We start from the raw sequence: 20202 nt of genomic DNA, 5'->3' as shown, positions 1-20202 counted from the left end.
GCCGGGCCCCCGGGCAAGCGGACACGGGCCCCGGCGGCCCGCCGTCATCCGCGCAGCGCAAGCGGCTGGCCCGCGACGACCAGCAGCAGCTGCTCGCACTCGGCGCCGAACGCCGCGTTGAGCCGCCCCAGTTCGTCCCGGAACCGGCGCCCCGCCGCGGTCGCGGGCACCACACCCGAACCCACTTCGTTGCTGACCGCCACCACCGGCCTGTGGGTCGCCCGGACCGCCGCCACCAGCGCGTCCGTGCGCTCCCGCAGTGCCCGCCTGCCGGTCGCCTCCCACGTCGCGTCGTCCCAGGCCCCCACCTCGTCCATGACATGCGTCAGCCACAGCGCCAGGCAGTCGATGAGCAGCGGCGAGGAGTCGAAGACCCGGTCCGCCCCGTCGTCGCCGCCGGACCCGGCGGGCCGCCCGGTGCCCGGTTCCTGGACGGGGCCGTGGACGGGGTCGCCGGACGCGTCGCGCGGGCCGCCGTCGGAGAGCAGCGGCACCAGGTCGCAGGTCTCCGCGGTCCGCCAGCTTCCGGGGCGCCGCTCGCGGTGCAGCGCCACCCGCTCCGCCCATTCCGCGTCCCCGTCACGGGTGCCGCCGGTCGCCACGTACAGCACGTCGGGGAAGGCCGCCAGGCGCCGCTCGGCCTCCGCCGACTTGCCGCTGCGCGCCCCGCCGAGCACCAGGGTGCGGCGCGGCAGATCGGGTACCGCGTGGTACTCGCCGACCACCAGCGTCCCGCCGTCCGGCACCGCCCGCGCGCCCGCGGCCGCCAGCCTGCGGTGCAGCTCGGGGCCCGGCGGCACGTCGTGGTCGAGATGGACCGCGACCACGTCCGTCGCCGCGTCCACCGCCCCGCTCGCCCGCAGCCTGGCCAGCGCGTCGGGACGCCCCAGCACGTCCAGGAGCACCAGGTCGTACGGCCCGGTGCCGCCCATCGCCTCGTAACCGCCGCCCGGCGCCGTGCCGTTGCCGATACCCGCGGGTGCCGCGCCCGGCGGCAGGTACAGCAGCCGCTCGCCGCCCCCGCCGCCGATCTCGTACCCGGTGCCGGGGACGTCCACAGCGATGGCCCGCACCCGGTGGCCGTCCAGCAGCGCCAGCTCCCGCCCGTCGGCGACCCGGCCCGGCTGCGGCAGCCCGGCCGGCACCTCAAGGGCCGGACCGTCGTGCGGGTGCGAGAGCAGCACCTGCCGGACGCCGGTGAGCGACTGGCCCGCGCGGGCGGCGGCGAAGGCCGGGCCCGGGGTCAGGTCGATGAGCAGCGCGCCGTCGATGAGCAGCGCCGTCGCCGCCCGCGCCGCGTCGCCCATGGCGGTGGCGCAGGCGGCGCACGGGCAGCCGGGGCGCGGCAGCCCCCGGGGGGCTCCGGTGCCGAGCAGAGTCAGTTCCACCCGCCGATTTTCCCCCGGGCAGGACCCGGCAGCGCGCCGGGGGACCTCTCGACACGGCCGTTAGGCTGCTGATCAGCACCATCAGCACCATCAGCAGGACAGCACTGCACGGCGGGGCGCGCAGCGAGCGGCCCGCCGTGGCTCAGGCACGCACTCGGTGGGATCCAGGAGGCGGACATGGCGTGGACGTGGCGGTTCGAGAAGGCGGACGGTTCGGAGGCGGCGCCCGCGGTGCAGCCGGAGGAATTCACGACGCAGGGGGACGCCGAATCCTGGGTCGGCGAGGAATGGAAGGCGCTGCTCGACGGCGGCGTCGACCAGGTCAGGCTCTTCGAGGACGGCACGGAGATCTACCCGGGCCCCATGAGCCTGCACGCCGACGAGGGCTGAGCCCCCGGCGCGTCAGGTCCGCAGAAACGACGGTGCCCGCAGGCTGGAAGGTCTGCGGGCACTCGTGCGATCGGGGGAGCGTCAGCCGCCCCGGACCCCGCACAGGTGCAGCTGCCCGGCGACCGCGCGGTACGGATCGGTGCGCCCGGCACGGTCCTCGGCGGCCAGCAGCAGCTCCCGCCTGCGGGCGGCGTCAGGACCGCCCTGGGCCGGAATCCGGTCCCCGTCCGCCGCGCCGCTGAAGACCCGCACGCCGTACCAGCCCTGGAGCGGCGCCCCGATCCCGGCGAGCGTCGTGGTCAGCGCGTCCAGCCGGCCGGCCCGCGCGGGGGAGTCGAGGGCCGCGAGCGCGGCGTTCCAGTCGCCCGCGAGGCCGGGGCGCATCGCGGCCGCGTCGGCGTTCCGCACGACCAGGGACAGCAGCCCGCCGGGGGCCAGCACCCGGGCCAGTCCCGCCAGCAGCGCGTCCGGGTCCTTGGCGTCGCTCAGCACGCCGTGGCAGAGCACGACGTCGAACGAGCCGGGCAGGAAGTGCACACCGGTATCCCGGCCGTCGGCCTCGACCAGCCGCACCCGCTCGCGGATGCCGTCCGGCTCACCGGCCAGCACCGCACGGACCCGCGCCAGCGCCGCCGGGTCGGACTCCAGGCCCGTGACGTGATGACCCGCGCGGGCCAGCCGCAGCGCCTGGACGCCGTCGCCGGCACCGGCGTCCAGCACCCGCAGCCGCTGCCCCACGGGGAAGCGCGCGGCGATCTGCTCCTCGACCTGCCGCGCGACCAGCTCCTGACCCACGCTCCCCGGCACACCCGCGGGCGCGCCCGGCCGTCCTTCGACCTGCTCCGCAGGCCCGGCCTCGGTCGCGGTCAGGGCCGCTCTCCGCGCTTGACCTGCGGCTTGGGCAGCCGCAGCCGGCGCATCTGGAGGGTGCGCATCACCGCGTACGCCTTGACGCCCTTGAGGTTCTCCTGCGGGAAGCGCTCCTGGAGCCGCTTGCCCAGCCGGATCCAGATGGCGATCGAGTCCAGCACGATCAGCACGATGATCACGAGCCAGAGCAGCAGCGCGATGTTCTGGATCTGCGGCACCCGCACCATGGTGAGCACCAGGATGATCACGGCCATCGGCAGGAAGAACTCGGCGACGCACCAGCGCGAGTCGACGAAGTCACGGGCGAACCTGCGCACCGGACCCTTGTCGCGGACGGGCAGATAGCGCTCGTCCCCACTGGCCATGGCCTCGCGCTGCTTGGCCATGTCGGCACGGCGGGCCTCTCGCTGGGCCTTCGACGCCTCCTTGCGGTTGGTCGGCGTATGCGCACGCGAGCGGCGCTGCGACTGGGCGTCGCTGCGCTTCGGCGTCGGGCGGCCTTTGGGGGCCTGCGGATCGCGGGGCTGCTGGGGCTGGTCCGCGGTCACCTTGGCGGTCGCGGCCTGCTCATCCTTCGAACGGCTTCGGAACACAACACCCAAGGGTACGGGGTCGGCGGGCACAGCCGACGGTCCGAGGGGCACGATCCGGCAACGGAGTCCGCCCCGTACGGGTGCCGTACCGGGACAGAGCGGACCGGATGACGCTCCTGGGGGCACGTTCTACTCCCTGCGCCGGAGAACCGATCGTCCTGGAGGAGGAGCGCATCCGGGTCCGAACAGTGCGGTAATGGAACCAGGGCCCGTAGTGTGGGGTCTGTAGGTGTGCTGGAGCCAAGCCCGATGTAACTCGGTCAGAAGGGGGCGCGCGAGGCCCATGAGCGGTGTCATGAAGCGGATGGGGATGATCTTCCGCGCGAAGGCCAACAAGGCCCTGGACCGGGCCGAGGATCCGCGCGAGACCCTCGATTACTCGTACCAGAAGCAGCTGGAGCTGCTTCAGAAGGTACGCCGGGGCGTCGCCGACGTGGCGACCTCCCGCAAGCGCCTGGAGCTGCAGCTCAACCAGCTCCAGGGCCAGTCCTCCAAGCTGGAGGACCAGGGGCGCAAGGCCCTCGCGCTCGGCCGGGAGGACCTCGCCCGCGAGGCGCTGTCCCGCCGCAGTGCGCTGCAGCAGCAGGTCACGGACCTGGAGTCGCAGCACCAGACCCTGCAGGGCGAGGAGGAGAAGCTCACCCTCGCCGCGCAGCGGCTGCAGGCCAAGGTCGACGCCTTCCGCACGAAGAAGGAGACCATCAAGGCCACGTACACCGCGGCCCAGGCGCAGACCCGGATCGGCGAGGCGTTCTCCGGCATCTCCGAGGAGATGGGCGACGTCGGCATGGCCATCGAGCGGGCCGAGGACAAGACCGCGCAGATGCAGGCGCGGGCCGGCGCGATCGACGAACTGCTGGCATCGGGCGCCCTGGACGACCCGACCGGCATGGCCAAGGACGACATCACCGCCGAGCTGGACCGGCTCTCCGGTGGCACCGACGTCGAGCTGGAACTCCAGCGGATGAAGGCCGAACTGGCCGGCGGCCCGTCCGCGGGCCAGCAGGCCATCGAGGGCGGCCAGGGCGGCCAGGGGCAGCCCGCGCCGAAGCAGGACCAGCCGCGTTTCGACAAGCAGTGACCCGCACCGGCGGTTAGCCTCACAAAAAATCGCCGGACCGGACCGAGGGAGACCGTCGTGATCGTACGGATCATGGGGGAGGGGCAGGTGAAGCTGGACGATGCCCACTTCACCGAGCTGAACAAGCTGGACGACGCGCTGCTCGACGAGATGGAGAGCGGCGACGAGGACGGCTTCCGCGCCACCCTGGCCGCACTGCTCGACGCGGTGCGCCGGCTGGGCACGCCGCTGCCCGACGACTCCCTGGAGCCGTCCGAGCTGATCCTGCCGGCTCCCGAGGCCACGCTCGACGAGGTCCGGGAGATGCTCAGCGACGACGGCCTCATCCCCGGCTGAACGGCCGGGCCGGTGACCGCACCGCGGCAGGCCGGCCCGGAACCCGCCGCCACTCCAGCGCACGGCGGACGGCGCCCCGGCTCCCTCACGGAGCCGGGGCGCTACCGTTTGCTCTCGTGACCTCACTCGACCCCGGCCAGGACGCGCGGCGCGGCGGCCGCCTGCGCTGGCACCGGACGCATCCGCTGGCGTTCGACGCCGTCGTGGCCGGGTGCGTCTTCGCGGCGATCCTGGTCGGCGCGGTGGCCGAGCTGCACCGCCCGAACGGCCCGCGCTTCGACCGCGAGCTGTCCCCCACCACCCTCGTGCTCGCCGCACTCGCCTGCATCCCCCTGGTCGCCCGCCGCCGGTTCCCCCGTACGGTGCTCGCCGCGGCCGGAGTGCTGACCATCGCCCAGCTGGTCGGCCAGACGTCCGCACCGCGCGCGCCGGTCGTCGCGGCCGCCGTCGTCGCGCTGTTCACCCTCGCCGCGCACACCGACCGCCCCACCACCTGGCGGCTCGGCGCCCTGACCGTCGTCGTGCTGACCGCGGCCGCGATGCTCTGCGGGCCGCGCCCCTGGTACGCCCAGGAAAACCTCGCGATCTTCGCCTGGACGGGCATGGCGGCCGCCGCGGGCGACGCGGTGCGCAGCCGCCGCGCCTACATCGACGCCATCCGCGAGCGTGCCGAACGCGCCGAGCGGACCCGCGAGGAGGAGGCCGGGCGCCGGGTCGCCGAGGAGCGGATGCGGATCGCCCGCGAACTGCACGATGTCGTCGCGCACCACATCGCGCTGGTCAACGTCCAGGCCGGGGTCGCGTCCCACGTCATGGACAGCCGCCCCGATCAGGCCAAGCAGGCGCTGGCGCACGTCCGTGAGGCGTCCAGGTCGGCGCTCGACGAACTGCGCGCCACCGTCGGCCTGTTGCGCCAGTCCGACGACCCCACGGCCCCGACCGAACCCGCGCCGGGGCTCGGCGTCCTGGACCAGCTCATCGACGGCTTCACCCGCGCCGGACTCCCCGTCGACCTGGAGGCGCCGCAGACCCCCCAGGGGCTGCCCGCTTCGGTCGACCTCACCGCCTACCGCGTCGTCCAGGAGGCGCTGACCAACGTCCACAAGCACGCGGGTGCCGGCGCGCGGGCGACCGTCCGCATCGTCCGCACCGAGGCCACGCTGACGGTGACCGTGCTCGACGACGGCGCCGGGCGCCCCGCCGTGCCCCACCGCCGTTCCGGGCCCGGCGCCCGGGAAGCGGGCGCCGCCCGGCAGGAGAGCGGCGGCGGCCACGGCCTGATCGGGATGCGCGAGCGGGTCCACGCGCTGCGCGGCACGGTCGTGACGGAGCCGCGGGCCGCCGGAGGTTTCCAGGTGCGGGTGACGCTTCCCCTGCACACCGCCCGTACGGGAGAGTCGACGACATGACGATCAAGGTGCTGCTCGCCGACGACCAGACGCTGCTGCGCAGCGCGTTCAAGGTTCTCGTCGACTCCGAGCCGGACATGGAGGTGGTCGGCGAGGCGTCCGACGGCGCCCAGGCGTACGAGTTGGCCCGCACGGCCGCGCCCGACGTGGTCCTGATGGACATCCGGATGCCAGGCGTCGACGGTTTCGCCGCCACCCGCATGATCAGCGAGGATCCGCAGCTGACCGGCGTACGGGTGGTGATCCTGACGACGTTCGAGGTGGACGACTACGTCGTGCAGTCGCTGCGGGCGGGCGCCAGCGGCTTCCTCGGCAAGGGCGCCGAGCCCGACGAACTGATCGGCGCGATCCGGATCGCGGCGGCCGGCGAGGCGCTGCTGTCCCCGGTGGCGACCAAGGGTCTGATCGCCAAGTTCCTTGCGCAGGGCGAGGGTTCGAGCGCGAGCGGCCCGGGGGGTGCGGGCGCCGAGCGGCTGGCGAGCCTGACCGGCCGGGAGCGGGAGGTCCTGGTGCTGGTCGCGGGCGGCCTGTCCAACGACGGGATCGCCGAGCAGCTGGCGGTCAGCCCGCTGACGGTGAAGACCCATGTGAACCGTGCGATGGCCAAGCTCGGCGCCCGCGACCGGGCCCAGTTGGTGGTCATTGCGTACGAAACCGGGCTCGTACGCCCACGGGTGCAGTGAGGGCGCGGACCCCGTACTCCGAACGCTGTACGAGCCGGTGAGCGGAAACCGACCTGCGAGCGAGGAAAACCGGCCAGGCCATGGCCGAAGGTAGAGGTGGGCATCCCGGTGCCCTCCCGCCGACCTTTTCAGAACAGAAGAGAGACCCCACCCATGGCCTGGCTGTCCCGTCTCAGCCTCGTACAACGGGGCCTGATAGCCCTGATGGCGGTCGTCGCGCTCGCCTTCGGCGCCATCGCGATCCCGCAGCTCAAGCAGCAGCTCCTGCCCTCCATCGATCTCCCCATGGTGTCCGTGATGGCGCCGTACCAGGGAGCCTCGCCCGACGTCGTCGAGAAGCAGGTGATCGAGCCGCTGGAGGACGGTATCCAGGCGGTCGACGGCATCAAGGGCGTCACCTCGACGGCGAGCGAGGGCTCGGGCGTCGTGATGGCGCAGTTCGACTACGGCAACGACTCCAAGACGCTGGTCGCCGACGTCCAGCAGGCCGTCAACCGGGCCCGCGCCAAGCTGCCCAAGGACGTCGACCCGCAGGTCGTGGCCGGTTCGACGGACGACCTTCCCACCGTCGTCCTCGCCGTGTCCTCCGCCGACCAGGACCAGCAGACGCTCGCCGACAAGCTGAACCGCAGCGTCGTGCCGGACCTGAAGAACATCGACGGCGTCGGGCAGGTGAGCGTCAGCGGCGTCCAGGACCGCATCGTCGCCGTCACCCCCGACGACAAGAAGCTCGCCGCGGCCGGACTGTCCGCGTCCGCGCTCGGGCAGGCGCTGGAGGCCGGCGGCACGTCGGTGCCGGCCGGCTCGTTCGCCGAGGACGGCCGGAACAAGACGGTCCAGGTCGGCGCGGGCTTCACGTCCGTCCAGCAGATCAAGGACCTGAACATCGCCCCGGCGCCCGCGGCCGGCGGCGCGGGCGCGGGCCACGCCGTCCGGCTCGGCGACGTGGCCACCGTCAAGCAGGAGTCGGCCACCCCGACCTCGCTGACCCGCACCAACGGCGAGCGCAGCCTGTCCGTTTCCGTGACGATGGACCAGGACGGCAGCGCCGTCGCCATCTCCGACGCGGTCAAGGACAAGCTCCCGAAGATCCGCCAGGACCTCGGCAAGGCACAGGTCACGATCGTCTCGGATCAGGGCCCCGCCGTCTCCAAGTCGATCGAGTCGCTGACCACCGAGGGTCTGCTCGGCCTGATCATGGCCGTCGTCGTCATCCTGCTCTTCCTGCTCAGCCTGCGCTCGACGCTGGTGACCGCGGTCTCCATCCCGCTCTCGGTCGTCATCACGCTGATCGTGCTGTGGACCGGCGACCTCTCCCTCAACATGCTCACCCTCGGCGCGCTGACCATCGCGATCGGCCGCGTCGTGGACGACTCCATCGTCGTCCTGGAGAACATCAAACGGCACCTGGGCTACGGCGAGGAGCGCCGCGAGGCCATCCTCAGCGCGGTCCGCGAGGTATCCGGCGCGATCACCTCGTCCACCCTCACCACCGTCGCGGTCTTCCTCCCGATCGGCGTGGTCGGCGGCATGGTGGGCGCCCTGTTCGGCTCCTTCTCGCTGACCGTCGCGGTCGCCCTGCTGTCCTCGCTGCTGGTCTCCCTGACGGTCGTGCCGGTCCTGTCGTACTGGTTCCTGCGCGCCCCGAAGATCCCCGAGGGCAGCGACCCGGAGGAACTGCGCCGCAAGGCCGAGGAGAAGGAGGCGCGCAGCCCGCTGCAGCGCCTGTACGTGCCGGTGCTGCGCTTCGCGACCCGCCGCCGGGTCACCAGCGTGGTCATCGCCGTCGTCATCCTGCTCGGCACCTTCGGCATGGGCCCGCTGCTGAAGACCAACTTCCTCGACCAGGGCAGCCAGGACACCCTCAGCATCAAGCAGGAGCTGAAGCCGGGCACCAGCCTGGACGCGGCCGACGCGCAGGCCAAGAAGGTCGAGAAGCTGCTGGCCGGCACGGACGCGGTCGAGGACTACCAGGTCACCGTCGGCTCGTCCGGCATGATGGCGGCGTTCGGCGGCGGCAGCGGCAGCAACCAGGCGTCGTACCAGGTGAAGCTGGCGGACGACGCGGACTCCGACCAGGTCACCGGCGAACTGCGCAAGGGCCTGGACAAGCTCGGCAAGGGCATCGGCGAGACCACCGTCACCGCGGGCGGCGGCTTCGGCAGCCAGAACCTGAGCGTGATCGTCAAGGCCGGTGACGCGGACGTACTCAAGGAGGCGGCCGACAAGGTCAAGGCCGCGGTGGCGGGCATCGACGACGTCACCGACGTCCAGAGCGACCTCTCGCAGAGCGTGCCCAGGATCTCCGTCACCGCCAACGCCAAGGCGGCGGCGGCCGGTTACACCCAGGCCACGCTCGGCGCCGCCGTCGCCCAGGCCGTGCAGGGCACCACCAGCGGCAAGGCGGTCCTGGACGACACCGAGCGCGACGTCGTCATCAAGGCGGCCCACCCGGCCACCACCCTCGCCGAGTTGAAGGCGCTGGACATCCCGACGCCGGGCGGCCCGGTCGGGCTCGGCGACATCGCCACCGTCAAGACGGTCCCCGGACCGGTCCAGATGACCCGGATCGACGGCGCCCGCGCGGCGACCGTCACCGCCAAGCCGGTCGGCGACAACACCGGAGCGGTCACCGCCGACCTCCAGAAGAAGATCGGCGACCTGAAGCTGCCGCAGGGCGCGACCGCGGAGATCGGCGGCCTCTCGCAGGACCAGTCCAAGGCGTTCTCCTCGCTGGGCCTGGCCATGCTGGCCGCCATCGCCATCGTCTTCATGCTGCTGGTGGCCACCTTCAGGTCGCTCGTCCAGCCGCTGATCCTGCTCGTCTCGATCCCCTTCGCGGCGACCGGAGCGATCGGCCTGCTGGTGGCCACCGGCACCCCGCTGGGTGTCCCGGCGATGATCGGCATGCTGATGCTGATCGGCATCGTCGTCACCAACGCCATCGTGCTGATCGACCTGATCAACCAGTACCGGGCGCAGGGGTACGGCGTCGTCGAAGCGGTCATCGAGGGCGGCAGGCACCGGCTCCGCCCGATCCTGATGACGGCGCTCGCCACGATCATGGCGCTGCTGCCGATGGCCCTGTCCATCACCGGCGACGGAGGCTTCATCTCCCAGCCGCTCGCCGTGGTCGTGATCGGTGGCCTGATCACCTCCACCCTGCTCACCCTCCTCCTCGTCCCGACGCTCTACGCGGTCATCGAGCTGCGCAAGGAACGCCGGGCGGAGAAGAAGGCGGTCAAGCGCACCGGGAAGACCGGCACGCCGGCCGTCGAGGAGGACGGCCGCACCCGGGAGCCCGCGGGCGTCTGACCCGCACCGCCGGAAGGAACCAGCCGGAAACGATGCCCCCGCGAGCCGTGACTCGCGGGGGCATCGGGCGTTCGCAGCCGTTCGGCGCACCGCGGAGTCCGGCCCGCCATGAGGGGGTCGGGAGCGCACACGGTGGCTACGGCTGCGCGCATTCCGGCGCTCGTCCGGCCTGCGTGCACGAACGGGCCGCCGCCTCCCGGGAGTTCGGGGACGCGGCGGCCCGTCGGGTGGCTACGGCAGCGCCAGCATCCGCTCAAGCGCCAGCTTCGCGAAGTGCTCGGTCTCCTTGTCGACCTCGATGCGGTTGACGACCTTGCCGTCCGCCAGCGACTCCAGGGTCCACACCAGGTGCGGGAGGTCGATGCGGTTCATCGTCGAGCAGAAGCAGACCGTCTTGTCGAGGAAGACGATCTCCTTGTCCTGATCGGCGAAACGGTTCGCCAGGCGACGGACGAGGTTCAGCTCGGTGCCGATGGCCCACTTCGAACCGGCGGGTGCGGCCTCCAGCGCCTGGATGATGTGCTCGGTCGACCCGACGCGGTCGGCCGCCGCCACGACCTCGTGCCTGCACTCGGGGTGGACGAGGACGTTGACCCCGGGAATGCGGGCCCGCACGTCCTCCACCGACTCCAGCGAGAACCGGCCGTGCACCGAGCAGTGGCCGCGCCACAGGATCATCCGGGCGTCCCGCAGCTGCTCGGCGGTGAGCCCGCCGTTCGGCTTGTGCGGGTTGTAGACGACGCAGTCCTCCAGGGACATCCCGAGGTCACGGACGGCGGTGTTGCGGCCGAGGTGCTGGTCGGGCAGGAACAGCACCTTGTCGCCCTGCTCGAAGGCCCAGTCCAGGGCCCGCTTCGCGTTGGACGAGGTGCAGATCGTGCCGCCGTGCCTGCCGGTGAACGCCTTGATGTCGGCCGACGAGTTCATGTACGAGACGGGCACGACCTGCCCGGCGATCCCGGCCTCGGTCAGCACGTCCCAGCACTCGGCGACCTGCTCGGCGCTCGCCATGTCGGCCATCGAGCAGCCGGCGGCCAGGTCGGGCAGGATCACCTGCTGGCCGTTGCCGGTGAGGATGTCGGCGGACTCGGCCATGAAGTGCACGCCGCAGAAGACGATGTACTCGGCGTCCGGCCGGGCGGCGGCGTCCCGCGCGAGCTTGAAGGAGTCGCCGGTCACATCGGCGAACTCGATGACCTCGTCGCGCTGGTAGTGGTGCCCGAGGATGAAGACCTTGTCCCCGAGCTTCGCCTTGGCAGCTCGGGCACGCTCGACGAGGCCGGGGTCGGACGGGGCCGGCAGGTCGCCGGGGCACTCCACGCCGCGCTCGCTCTTCGGGTCGGCCTCGCGGCCGAGGAACAGCAGGGCCAGCGGGGTCGGCTGGACGTCCAGGGGCTGGGCGGTGGTCACGTCACGCACCCTCTCTTTTCTTCGGTGAGCGCGGCGACGCGGCCGCACCAGTGGAGCCGGTGCTTGCACCGGGAACCTTTTCGTCTAATTGACGCTATCTATCATAGCCGCTTCACGTCATGTTGACGATGGGCATCGCGTCGGTGTGACGCATCCGTACCGGGCCGATTTCCGGACGCCGACGGGCCCCCGTGCGCAGGTGTGCGAGCATGAAGAGGCAATGTCATGAGAGCCCTGCCGGCCGCGTCCGGGAGGTCCCTCGACACCACGCGCCCAGCCGGAATTAATCCGGGACGTCTTCGGTTGCAGCTGGTTGCATCCGTTGACAAGCGGTCCGTACAACCCGGGAGAGATGTAGATGAGCGTTCAGGACGAGAAGGCCGCCGTCAGTGACGGCATCATCCTGTCCGACGCGGCCGCGTCGAAGGTGAAGGGCCTGCTGGAGCAGGAGGGCCGGGACGACCTCGCGCTGCGCGTGGCCGTTCAGCCCGGCGGCTGCTCCGGCCTGCGATACCAGCTCTTCTTCGACGAGCGCTCGCTCGACGGCGATGTCGTCAAGGACTTCGACGGCGTCAAGGTCGTCACCGACCGGATGAGCGCCCCCTACCTCGGCGGCGCCTCGATCGACTTCGTCGACACCATCGAGAAGCAGGGCTTCACGATCGACAACCCCAACGCCAGCGGCTCCTGCGCCTGCGGCGACTCCTTCAGCTGAGGCTGCCGGGAGCAGACGGCAGAACGGCGAAGGCGGCGCCCCTCGGAGTGAGGGAGCGCCGCCTTCGTCATGCCGCGGCCCCGCAGGCCGCCGCCGGCTACTGCTTGGGCACGGACGTGCCGGTCGACACGTCGATCACCTTGCGGCCGTCCAGCGGCTTCTCCAGCGTCACCGTCTTCGTGAACTCCTTGGCGATCTTGACGCAGACCTGGCCTGGCTTCTTGTCCTCGCCGGTCACCTTGGTCTTCACCGTCGTCGCGGACTCCTCGGCGGACACCGAGTAATCGCTGCACACCCCGCCCCAGAAGTGCAGCGTCAGCTTCCGGCCGCCGTCCGAGACGCCGTACGCCTCCAGCGCCATCGCGCCGGGCTTCCCGGCGGGCCGGTGCGGCTGCCCGGGGGTCTTCGACGGGCCGCCGTCCCGCTTGGCGAGGTAGCGCGGCTGCACCGCGGGGTGCGTGACCGTCGTCGTCGCGTCGGGGCCCTGGCTCCCGCCCGGCTGCTCCACGGTGAACAGCCACGACGGCACCAGCGCCTGCCCGCCGTCCACGTACTGCACGGCGAGCCCGAAGACCGCGCCGGACACTTCGGACGGCTTCTGCGCCTTCGTCGGCGCCGGCTCGCACGGCGCGATCCCGTCGCCGGCAGTGCCCTTCTCCGTCTGCGGCGTCACGCAGCCGCCTGGCCTGCTGCGCCCGTCACGGGAGTTGAGCCGCTCCAGCGTCTTGTCCGCGCTCAGCACCGGATACTCCGCACCCTTGACCGGATGCGCCAACTGCCCGCTGCCGCCGACCACTTGACCGTCCGAACCGACCTGCAGATCGCTCTGCCACCCATACGTCGGCAGCTTGCCGAGCACCGGGTTCGCGGTCACCATCCGCACCGCGCCGGACAGTCCGTGCGCATCGAGCGCGGCGTTCTCCTGGCCCAGCGCCTTCAGCACCGGCCGCGCCGCCTGCTTCGCCTTCTCCTGCGACACCGCGCCCTTGCCGCTGCCGTCGTCCTCCGTCGTCGCGTCCGGGCCGCCCCGGTACGACGGGCAGCCGGGCCGGCTCGACGGCGAGTTCGAGCCGCTGTCCTGGCCGGACTTCCCGTCGGGGGACGCGGGCAGCGCACAGTTCGTGCCGCCCGGGGTGCCGTACTGCGAGTACGTCCACGACCCCGCGCCGCTCTTGTTCACCTGGAGGACCGGGCTGCGCGCGTCCCGGGTCAGCCCGCCGACCTTCCAGGCGGTGCCTTCCGAACGGACCTTTCCGGCCACATCCAGGGCCTTCGCCAGCCGCTTCACCGCGTCCTGCCCGATCTGCCCCTTCGGACGGTAGACCGGCGCCGCGTCCGGCCCGTCGGGCAACGGGTGCACGGCGCGGTAGTTCGCGCCCTGCGGGTTGGGCTCACCTGCGGCGATCCCGCCGCCGGTGTAGCCGTCGAGGGCGAGCGGCGGGGGCTCGCCCGGGGCCCCGGCACCCGTACCGGAACCGTCGCCGGAAGCGGACGAGGCCCAGTACGCCCCGCCGCCGGCCAGCAGCACCGCGGCCGCCATCGAGGCGACCACCAACGGGGTGCGCCGCCTGCGCTCCTTGGGGTGTGCCGGATCGGGGGTGTCCTCGGTGTTCACCGCATCGCTCCTTCGGCTCCGCTGGACATCTGACGTGCCATCCTCCGTGAAGGGGGCACCGATGGGACGGGCCGGGGGTGCGGGCGGTTCCCTGCGGGTGCCGCCCGGCGGCCGCACCCCTGCCGGCGGGCGGCCGCCGGAGCCGGATCAGTCGCCGTACTCGGACATGCCGTCGACCAGCGCGGCGGAGGCGGCGGACACCTCGATCCCGCGCAGATCCGACGCGCGGCCCGCGGCCGGCGGGGTACGGTGCACGGCCTTCCAGTGCGGCGCCATCCGCGCGCAGTCGCCGCGCAGCTGGTCCAGCGACTCGGGGTCGGCGGCGGACGGGCGCGACGGGGATGTGACGGCTTTCACAGTCTTGGTCATGGGGGAACGGTACGCATCACGCGGCCTGCGAAGAAAGCCCTACTATTGGGTAGTTTCGGCAGGTGGGAGCGGGACACGTCGACCGGGTAGCGTTGCTTCACGTCCGTCACGTCCATCCCGCATCCGCAGGAGCAGACCCGTCGTGCGTATCGCAGTCACCGGCTCCATCGCCACCGACCACCTGATGACCTTCCCCGGCCGCTTCGCCGACCAGCTGGTCGCCGATCAGCTGCACACGGTTTCCCTCTCCTTCCTGGTCGACCAGCTCGACGTCCGCCGCGGCGGCGTCGCCGCCAACATCTGCTTCGGCATGGGCCAGCTCGGCACCGCGCCGATCCTGGTCGGCGCCGCGGGCAACGACTTCGACGAGTACCGCGCCTGGCTCGACCGGCACGGCGTCGACACCCGCTCGGTCCGCATCTCCGAGGTCCTGCACACCGCCCGCTTCGTGTGCACCACCGACGCCGACCACAACCAGATCGGCTCGTTCTACACCGGCGCGATGAGCGAGGCCCGGCAGATCGAGCTGCAGACCGTGGCCGAGCGGGTCGGCGGCCTCGACCTCGTCGTCATCGGCGCGGACGACCCCGAGGCGATGATCCGGCACACCGAGGAGTGCCGCAGCCGCGGCATCCCCTTCGGCGCCGACTTCTCCCAGCAGATCGCGCGCATGGACGGCCCCGCCATCCGCACCCTCATGGAGGGCGCCGCCTACCTCTTCTCGAACGAGTACGAGAAGGGCCTGATCGAGTCCAAGACCGGCTGGAGCGACGAGGAGATCCTCGCCAAGGTCGGCACCCGCGTCACCACCCTCGGCGCCAGCGGCGTCCGCATCGAGCGGGTCGGCGAGCCCGTCATCGAGGTCGGCACGCCCGAGGAGCACGCCAAGGCCGACCCGACCGGCGTCGGCGACGCCTTCCGCGCCGGCTTCCTGTCCGGCCTCGCCTGGGGCGTCGGCCCCGAGCGCGCCGCGCAGGTCGGCTGCATGCTGGCGACCCTGGTCATCGAGACCGTCGGCACCCAGGAGTACGAGCTGCACCGCAGCAACTTCATGGACCGCTTCACCAAGGCGTACGGCCACGAAGCCGCGGGCGAGATCCAGGCCCACCTGGCCTGACGGGCCCCGCCCCGCAGGGGAGCGCGAGGTCAGACGCGGCGCCGCACCACGAACGCGGCGCCGCGTTCCGCTTCCCGCTCGCCCACGAACTCCTGCTCGCGCATCGCGCACCACGCCGGGATGTCAAGGCGCGCCGCCTCGTCGTCGGACAGCACGGTGACCGTCGCGCCCACCGGCACCTCGCCGATCACCTTCGCCAGCTCGATGACCGGCAGCGGACAGCGCTTCCCCAGCGCATCGACGGTCCGCCCGGCCGCCTCGCCCGCCCCGGCCGCCGCCTCCGTCCGCGCGGCCCCCGCACCCGCCGGCACCCCCAGCCGCTCGCGCACCGCCCGCACCGCCCGTGGCAGCACCTCCAGGAACCGGTCCACGTCCGCCTCCCGCGTGCCGCGGGGCAGCGAGACGCGCACATTGCCCTCCGACAGCACCCCCATCGCCCGCAGCACATGGCTCGGCGTCAGCGTGCTGGATGTGCAGGACGACCCGGACGACACCGAGAAGCCCGCGCGGTCCAGCTCGTGCAGCAGGGCCTCACCGTCGGCATAGAGGCAGGAGAACGTGACGAGGTGCGGCAGCCGGCGGGCCGGATCGCCGACCACTTCGGTGTCCGGGACCAGCTCGGGCACCCGGCCGCGGATCCGGTCCACCAGGCCACGCAGCCGCGCCGCCTCACCGGCTTCCCCGGTGGCCCGCAACGCCCGCAGGGAGGCCGCCGCGGCGACCTGCGCGGGCAGATTCCCGAAGCCCGGCGCGCGGCCCGACTCCCGCTCGTCCAGGGGGCCCTGTGGCGAGAAACGGGTGCCCTTGCGGACCGCCAGCAGGCCGACCCCGGGCGGGCCGCCCCACTTGTGGGCGCTCGCCGTCAGCACCGACCACGCGCCGGGCACCGGGCCCCAGGGCAGCGACTGCGCCGCGTCCACCAGAAGCGGCACCCCGGACTCCCGGCACAGCTCCGCCACTTCTCCGACCGGCTGCTCCGTACCCACCTCGTGGTTGGCCGACTGGAGGCAGACCAGCGCGGCGTCCTGGCCCAGCGCGGCGGCGACGTCCGCGGCCGCCACCCGCCCGGTACGGTCCACGGCGATCTCGGAGCGGCCGCCGCCGGCCGCCTCGTGAGCCTCGGCCGCGTGCAGCACCGACGAGTGCTCGACGGCGGAGTGCAGCAGCCGGCGGCCGGCCCGCCGCCGGCCCGCCAGCACGCCGGAGATGCCCGAATGCACCGCTTGCGTCCCCGAAGGGGTGAAAACCAGCTCGTCGGGCCGGCAGCCCACGGCCTCCGCCGCGGCCTCCCGCGCGGCGTCCAGGAGCAGCCGCGCCCGGCGCCCCTCGCGGTAGAGCCGGACGGGGTCGGCCCAGCCCTCGTCCAGCGAAGCGAGCAGCGCCTCACGGGCGACGGGGTGCAGCGGGGCGGCGGACGCGGCATCGAAGTAGGGCACGTACGAGACGGTAGAGGACGGGCCGGGGCGCCGCGCCGGGCTCCGGAACCCCGGGCATCCGTGGGTGTCGGGCGCGGCGTCAGATGCCTGGTGTGAGCGGGCATTCGGCGGCTGGGTAGGCCCGTCGAAGGGCCTGCGACCACCCCTTCGACGAGTGACGCGCCGCGAGGGGCACCCTCCCCGCGCGGCCCCAAATAGCGTCCAGTAGGGTTTGGTCCGCATAAACATCCAAACCCCTGCCCGTGCCAGGGCCGGCGACCGACCAGCGAGACGGCCGCAGCCGGTCTCGCGGGCGAGACTCTCGGGAAGGCGCTACGTGAGTCCCAACGGCTCCGACCGCTCGTCGCGGCGCCCGATGCGGCGGAAGCTGCCGCAGGTGCTTGCTGCGGGCCTGGTCCTGGCGACCGCAACTGGTTGCACATCAAAGGACTTCCCCCGCCTCGGCATGCCAACGCCCGTCACGGACGAGGCACCGCGGATCCTCTCTCTTTGGCAGGGCTCCTGGGCCGCCGCCCTCGCAACGGGCGTGCTGGTGTGGGGCCTCATCATTTGGAGCGTGATCTTCCACCGCCGCAGCAGGACCAAGGTGGAGGTCCCCGCACAGACCCGGTACAACATGCCGATCGAGGCGTTGTACACGATCGTTCCGTTCATCATCATCGCGGTGCTGTTCTACTTCACCGCACGTGATGAGAGCGCAATCCTCAAGACTTCCAAGAAGCCGGACCACGTCGTCAACGTCGTGGGCTTCCAGTGGAGCTGGGCGTTCAACTACATGGAGAACGTGGACGGCGACAAGTCGACCACGAACATGAACTCCAAGGACGTCTCCGGAATCCCGGACAAGTGGAAGAAGAGCGTCCCGGCCGGTGCCGAAGGCGTCTACGACACCGGCACTCCGGGTGAGCGGAACCCGCAGACCGGCAACCCGGGCCCGACCCTCTGGCTGCCCAAGGGCGAGACGGTCCAGTTCATCCTGACCTCGCGTGACGTCATCCACTCCTTCTGGGTGGTGCCGTTCCTGATGAAGCAGGACGTTATTCCGGGCCACACCAATGTCTTCGAGGTGACTCCGAACAAGGAGGGCACCTTCATGGGCAAGTGCGCCGAACTCTGCGGCGTCGACCACTCCCGGATGCTCTTCAACGTCAAGGTCGTCTCCCCTGAGAGGTACCGGGAGCACTTGAAGGACCTGGCGAAGAAGGGCCAGACCGGTTACCTGCCGTCGGGCATCAAGCAGACGGATCACGCCAGGAACGCGGAGACCAAGAACAAGTGAGCATCCTCAACGAACCCCAGGGTGCCGCCGCCGATACGGCCCCGGCAGCACCGCCCGTACGCCAGAAGCAACCCGGCATCGCCGTGGTCAAGTGGCTCACCACCACCGACCACAAGACGATCGGGACGCTCTACCTGGTCACGTCGTTCGCGTTCTTCTGCATCGGCGGCCTGATGGCGCTCCTCATGCGCGCCGAGCTGGCTCGTCCCGGCACGCAGATCATGTCGAACGAGCAGTTCAACCAGGCGTTCACGATGCACGGCACGATCATGCTGCTGATGTTCGCGACGCCGCTGTTCGCCGGATTCACGAACTGGATCATGCCGCTGCAGATCGGCGCGCCCGACGTGGCGTTCCCGCGGCTGAACATGTTCGCGTACTGGCTCTACCTCTTCGGCTCGCTGATCGCGGTGGCCGGCTTCCTCACCCCGCAGGGTGCGGCGGACTTCGGCTGGTTCGCGTACTCGCCGCTCTCGGACGCGGTGCGTTCGCCGGGTGTCGGTGCCGACATGTGGATCATGGGTCTGGCCTTCTCCGGCTTCGGCACGATCCTCGGTTCGGTCAACTTCATCACCACGATCATCTGCATGCGCGCTCCGGGCATGACGATGTTCCGTATGCCGATCTTCTGCTGGAACGTGCTGCTGACCGCCGTGCTGGTCCTGCTGGCCTTCCCGGTGCTCGCGGCCGCGCTGTTCGCCCTGGAGGCGGACCGTAAATTCGGGGCGCATGTATTCGATGCGTCAAACGGCGGCGCATTGCTCTGGCAACACCTCTTCTGGTTCTTCGGCCATCCAGAGGTGTACATCATCGCGCTGCCATTCTTCGGCATCATTTCCGAGGTCATTCCGGTGTTCTCCCGGAAGCCGATGTTCGGTTACATCGGTCTGATCGCGGCGACGATTTCGATCGCCGGCCTTTCGGTCACGGTCTGGGCGCACCACATGTATGTGACGGGCGGCGTGCTCTTGCCGTTCTTCTCCTTCATGACCTTCCTCATCGCGGTACCGACCGGTGTGAAGTTCTTCAACTGGATCGGCACGATGTGGAAGGGCTCACTGTCCTTCGAGACACCGATGCTGTGGGCGATCGGATTCCTGATCACCTTCACTTTCGGCGGTCTGACCGGCGTCATTCTCGCGTCGCCCCCGATGGACTTCCACGTCTCGGACTCGTACTTCGTCGTGGCGCACTTCCACTACGTCATCTTCGGCACCGTCGTCTTCGCGATGTTCTCCGGATTCCACTTCTGGTGGCCGAAGTTCACCGGCAAGATGCTGGACGAGCGGCTCGGCAAGATCACGTTCTGGACGCTGTTCGTGGGCTTCCACGGCACGTTCCTCGTCCAGCACTGGCTGGGTGTCGAGGGCATGCCGCGGCGTTACGCGGACTACCTCGCGGCCGACGGCTTCACGACGCTGAACACCATCTCGACGATCAGCTCGTTCCTGCTGGGCCTGTCGATGCTGCCCTTCATGTACAACGTCTGGAAGACGGCGAAGTACGGCAAGAAGATCGAGGTCGACGACCCCTGGGGCTACGGCCGTTCGCTGGAGTGGGCGACTTCCTGCCCGCCGCCGCGGCACAACTTCCTCACGCTGCCGCGTATCCGTTCGGAATCCCCGGCGTTCGACCTGCACCACCCCGAGATCGCCGCGCTGGACGCACTCCAGAACGGCCACGGCTCGGCGGATGACAAGGCTCTCGCCGGCGGCAAGGAGGCTGGCAAGTGAAGATCCAGGGCAAGATGTTCATCTGGCTCTCCGTCTTCGTCCTCGCCGTAGCGATCCTCTACGGCGTCTGGTCGAAGGAGCCGGCGGGCACGACCGCACTGTTCCTCGCCTTCGGTCTGTGCATCATGATCGGCTACTACCTGGCCTTCACGGCCCGACGGGTGGACGCCGGAGCACAGGACAACGAGAACGCCGAGGTCTCCGACGACGCGGGCGAATTGGGCTTCTTCAGCCCGCACAGCTGGCAGCCGCTCTCGCTGGCCGTCGGCGGTGCGCTCGCCTTCATGGGCGTCGTCTTCGGCTGGTGGCTGATCTACTTCTCGGCCCCGGTGATTTTCATCGGCCTCTTCGGCTGGGTCTTCGAGTACTACCGTGGCGAGAACCGCACGCAGTAGCTGCGATCCACGCGCCGCACGGGGGCGGGCCCGCCAAGCCGGTGAAGCTCACCACCGGGGACAAGGTC

At 71.3% G+C, this 20202-nt stretch carries 18 protein-coding genes; 11 read left to right on the top strand and 7 right to left on the bottom strand.

Features of this window, described 5'->3' with window-relative positions; all coding sequences use genetic code 11:
- Positions 1-44: 44 nt before the first annotated feature.
- Positions 45-1388, bottom strand: coding sequence for a bifunctional adenosylcobinamide kinase/adenosylcobinamide-phosphate guanylyltransferase (locus LIU39_RS19960; RefSeq protein WP_227048141.1), 1344 nt, complete (start codon positions 1386-1388; stop codon positions 45-47).
- Between the two features lie 177 nt (positions 1389-1565).
- On the opposite strand from LIU39_RS19960, the gene LIU39_RS19955 reads away from it, so the two are divergent.
- Positions 1566-1778: a hypothetical protein gene (locus tag LIU39_RS19955; RefSeq protein ID WP_227048140.1), complete on the top strand. Its 213-nt coding sequence runs from the start codon at positions 1566-1568 to the stop codon at positions 1776-1778.
- 81 nt (positions 1779-1859) lie between these two features.
- On the opposite strand, the gene LIU39_RS19950 is transcribed toward LIU39_RS19955, so the two are convergent.
- Positions 1860-2573 (bottom strand): class I SAM-dependent methyltransferase, encoded by a 714-nt coding sequence (locus LIU39_RS19950; RefSeq protein ID WP_227048139.1) that lies wholly within the window; start codon positions 2571-2573, stop codon positions 1860-1862.
- Between the two features lie 71 nt (positions 2574-2644).
- Entirely contained in the window at positions 2645-3241 is a 597-nt protein-coding gene (locus tag LIU39_RS19945) for a DUF3043 domain-containing protein (protein ID WP_227048138.1), read from the bottom strand.
- A gap of 283 nt (positions 3242-3524) precedes the next feature.
- On the opposite strand from LIU39_RS19945, the gene LIU39_RS19940 reads away from it, so the two are divergent.
- The 5 genes from LIU39_RS19940 to LIU39_RS19920 all read left to right on the top strand — a co-directional run bounded on the left by LIU39_RS19940 (position 3525) and on the right by LIU39_RS19920 (position 10065).
- The gene (locus tag LIU39_RS19940) at positions 3525-4322 is read left to right on the top strand and encodes a PspA/IM30 family protein (RefSeq protein ID WP_227048137.1); all 798 of its coding nucleotides are present in this window, start codon (positions 3525-3527) and stop codon (positions 4320-4322) included.
- A gap of 57 nt (positions 4323-4379) precedes the next feature.
- On the top strand, positions 4380-4658 hold the full coding sequence (pspAA, locus tag LIU39_RS19935; protein WP_227048136.1) for a PspA-associated protein PspAA: 279 nt from the start codon (positions 4380-4382) through the stop codon (positions 4656-4658).
- A gap of 116 nt (positions 4659-4774) precedes the next feature.
- Positions 4775-6067: a sensor histidine kinase gene (locus tag LIU39_RS19930; protein WP_227048135.1), complete on the top strand. Its 1293-nt coding sequence runs from the start codon at positions 4775-4777 to the stop codon at positions 6065-6067.
- Positions 6064-6750, top strand: a complete 687-nt coding sequence (locus LIU39_RS19925; RefSeq protein WP_227048134.1) for a response regulator — start codon at positions 6064-6066, stop codon at positions 6748-6750. Before LIU39_RS19930 ends, LIU39_RS19925 begins: the two co-directional genes overlap by 4 nt.
- A 153-nt stretch (positions 6751-6903) precedes the next feature.
- The gene (locus LIU39_RS19920) at positions 6904-10065 is read left to right on the top strand and encodes an efflux RND transporter permease subunit (RefSeq protein ID WP_227048133.1); all 3162 of its coding nucleotides are present in this window, start codon (positions 6904-6906) and stop codon (positions 10063-10065) included.
- A 231-nt stretch (positions 10066-10296) separates the two neighbouring features.
- Here the strand turns inward: LIU39_RS19920 and nadA are convergent, their stop codons facing one another.
- The gene (gene nadA, locus LIU39_RS19915) at positions 10297-11475 is read right to left on the bottom strand and encodes a quinolinate synthase NadA (protein ID WP_227048132.1); all 1179 of its coding nucleotides are present in this window, start codon (positions 11473-11475) and stop codon (positions 10297-10299) included.
- A 358-nt stretch (positions 11476-11833) separates the two neighbouring features.
- Here nadA and LIU39_RS19910 point away from each other — a divergent pair, with 358 nt between their 5' ends.
- Entirely contained in the window at positions 11834-12190 is a 357-nt protein-coding gene (locus LIU39_RS19910; protein WP_227048131.1) for a HesB/IscA family protein, read from the top strand.
- A 97-nt stretch (positions 12191-12287) separates the two neighbouring features.
- On the opposite strand, the gene LIU39_RS19905 is transcribed toward LIU39_RS19910, so the two are convergent.
- On the bottom strand, positions 12288-13805 hold the full coding sequence (locus tag LIU39_RS19905) for a hypothetical protein (protein WP_227048130.1): 1518 nt from the start codon (positions 13803-13805) through the stop codon (positions 12288-12290).
- 147 nt (positions 13806-13952) lie between these two features.
- On the bottom strand, positions 13953-14174 hold the full coding sequence (locus tag LIU39_RS19900; protein WP_227048129.1) for a hypothetical protein: 222 nt from the start codon (positions 14172-14174) through the stop codon (positions 13953-13955).
- A 142-nt stretch (positions 14175-14316) separates the two neighbouring features.
- On the opposite strand from LIU39_RS19900, the gene LIU39_RS19895 reads away from it, so the two are divergent.
- Positions 14317-15291 (top strand): carbohydrate kinase family protein, encoded by a 975-nt coding sequence (locus LIU39_RS19895; RefSeq protein ID WP_227048128.1) that lies wholly within the window; start codon positions 14317-14319, stop codon positions 15289-15291.
- Positions 15292-15320: 29 nt separating this feature from the next.
- Here LIU39_RS19895 and LIU39_RS19890 read toward each other — a convergent pair whose 3' ends face one another.
- The gene (locus LIU39_RS19890; protein ID WP_227048127.1) at positions 15321-16727 is read right to left on the bottom strand and encodes a cysteine desulfurase/sulfurtransferase TusA family protein; all 1407 of its coding nucleotides are present in this window, start codon (positions 16725-16727) and stop codon (positions 15321-15323) included.
- 316 nt (positions 16728-17043) lie between these two features.
- Between LIU39_RS19890 and ctaC the strand changes: the two genes are divergently transcribed.
- The 3 genes from ctaC to LIU39_RS19875 are packed head-to-tail and all read left to right on the top strand — an operon-like array spanning position 17044 to position 20134.
- Entirely contained in the window at positions 17044-18006 is a 963-nt protein-coding gene (ctaC, locus tag LIU39_RS19885; protein WP_227048126.1) for an aa3-type cytochrome oxidase subunit II, read from the top strand.
- Positions 18003-19739, top strand: a complete 1737-nt coding sequence (ctaD, locus tag LIU39_RS19880) for an aa3-type cytochrome oxidase subunit I (protein WP_227048125.1) — start codon at positions 18003-18005, stop codon at positions 19737-19739. Before ctaC ends, ctaD begins: the two co-directional genes overlap by 4 nt.
- Positions 19736-20134, top strand: a complete 399-nt coding sequence (locus LIU39_RS19875; protein WP_227048124.1) for a cytochrome c oxidase subunit 4 — start codon at positions 19736-19738, stop codon at positions 20132-20134. The genes ctaD and LIU39_RS19875 overlap by 4 nt, the downstream gene beginning before the upstream one ends.
- Positions 20135-20202: the final 68 nt, after the last annotated feature.

It is taken from the genome of Streptomyces pinistramenti (assembly GCF_020564935.1).
Classification (GTDB): Bacteria; Actinomycetota; Actinomycetes; order Streptomycetales; family Streptomycetaceae; genus Streptomyces; species Streptomyces pinistramenti.
Note: the sequence above shows the minus strand (reverse complement) of the source record. Positions and strands in the feature narration are given on the sequence as shown.

What these genes read in the sequence shown, in the direction of transcription:
- LIU39_RS19955 (WP_227048140.1), top strand. Translation starts at nt 1,566, where the DNA reads ATGGCGTGGACGTGGCGGTTCGAGAAGGCGGACGGTTCGGAGGCGGCG.
- LIU39_RS19940 (WP_227048137.1), top strand. Translation starts at nt 3,525, where the DNA reads ATGAGCGGTGTCATGAAGCGGATGGGGATGATCTTCCGCGCGAAGGCC.
- LIU39_RS19925 (WP_227048134.1), top strand. Translation starts at nt 6,064, where the DNA reads ATGACGATCAAGGTGCTGCTCGCCGACGACCAGACGCTGCTGCGCAGC.
- LIU39_RS19920 (WP_227048133.1), top strand. Translation starts at nt 6,904, where the DNA reads ATGGCCTGGCTGTCCCGTCTCAGCCTCGTACAACGGGGCCTGATAGCC.
- LIU39_RS19910 (WP_227048131.1), top strand. Translation starts at nt 11,834, where the DNA reads ATGAGCGTTCAGGACGAGAAGGCCGCCGTCAGTGACGGCATCATCCTG.
- LIU39_RS19900 (WP_227048129.1), bottom strand. Translation starts at nt 14,174, where the DNA reads ATGACCAAGACTGTGAAAGCCGTCACATCCCCGTCGCGCCCGTCCGCC.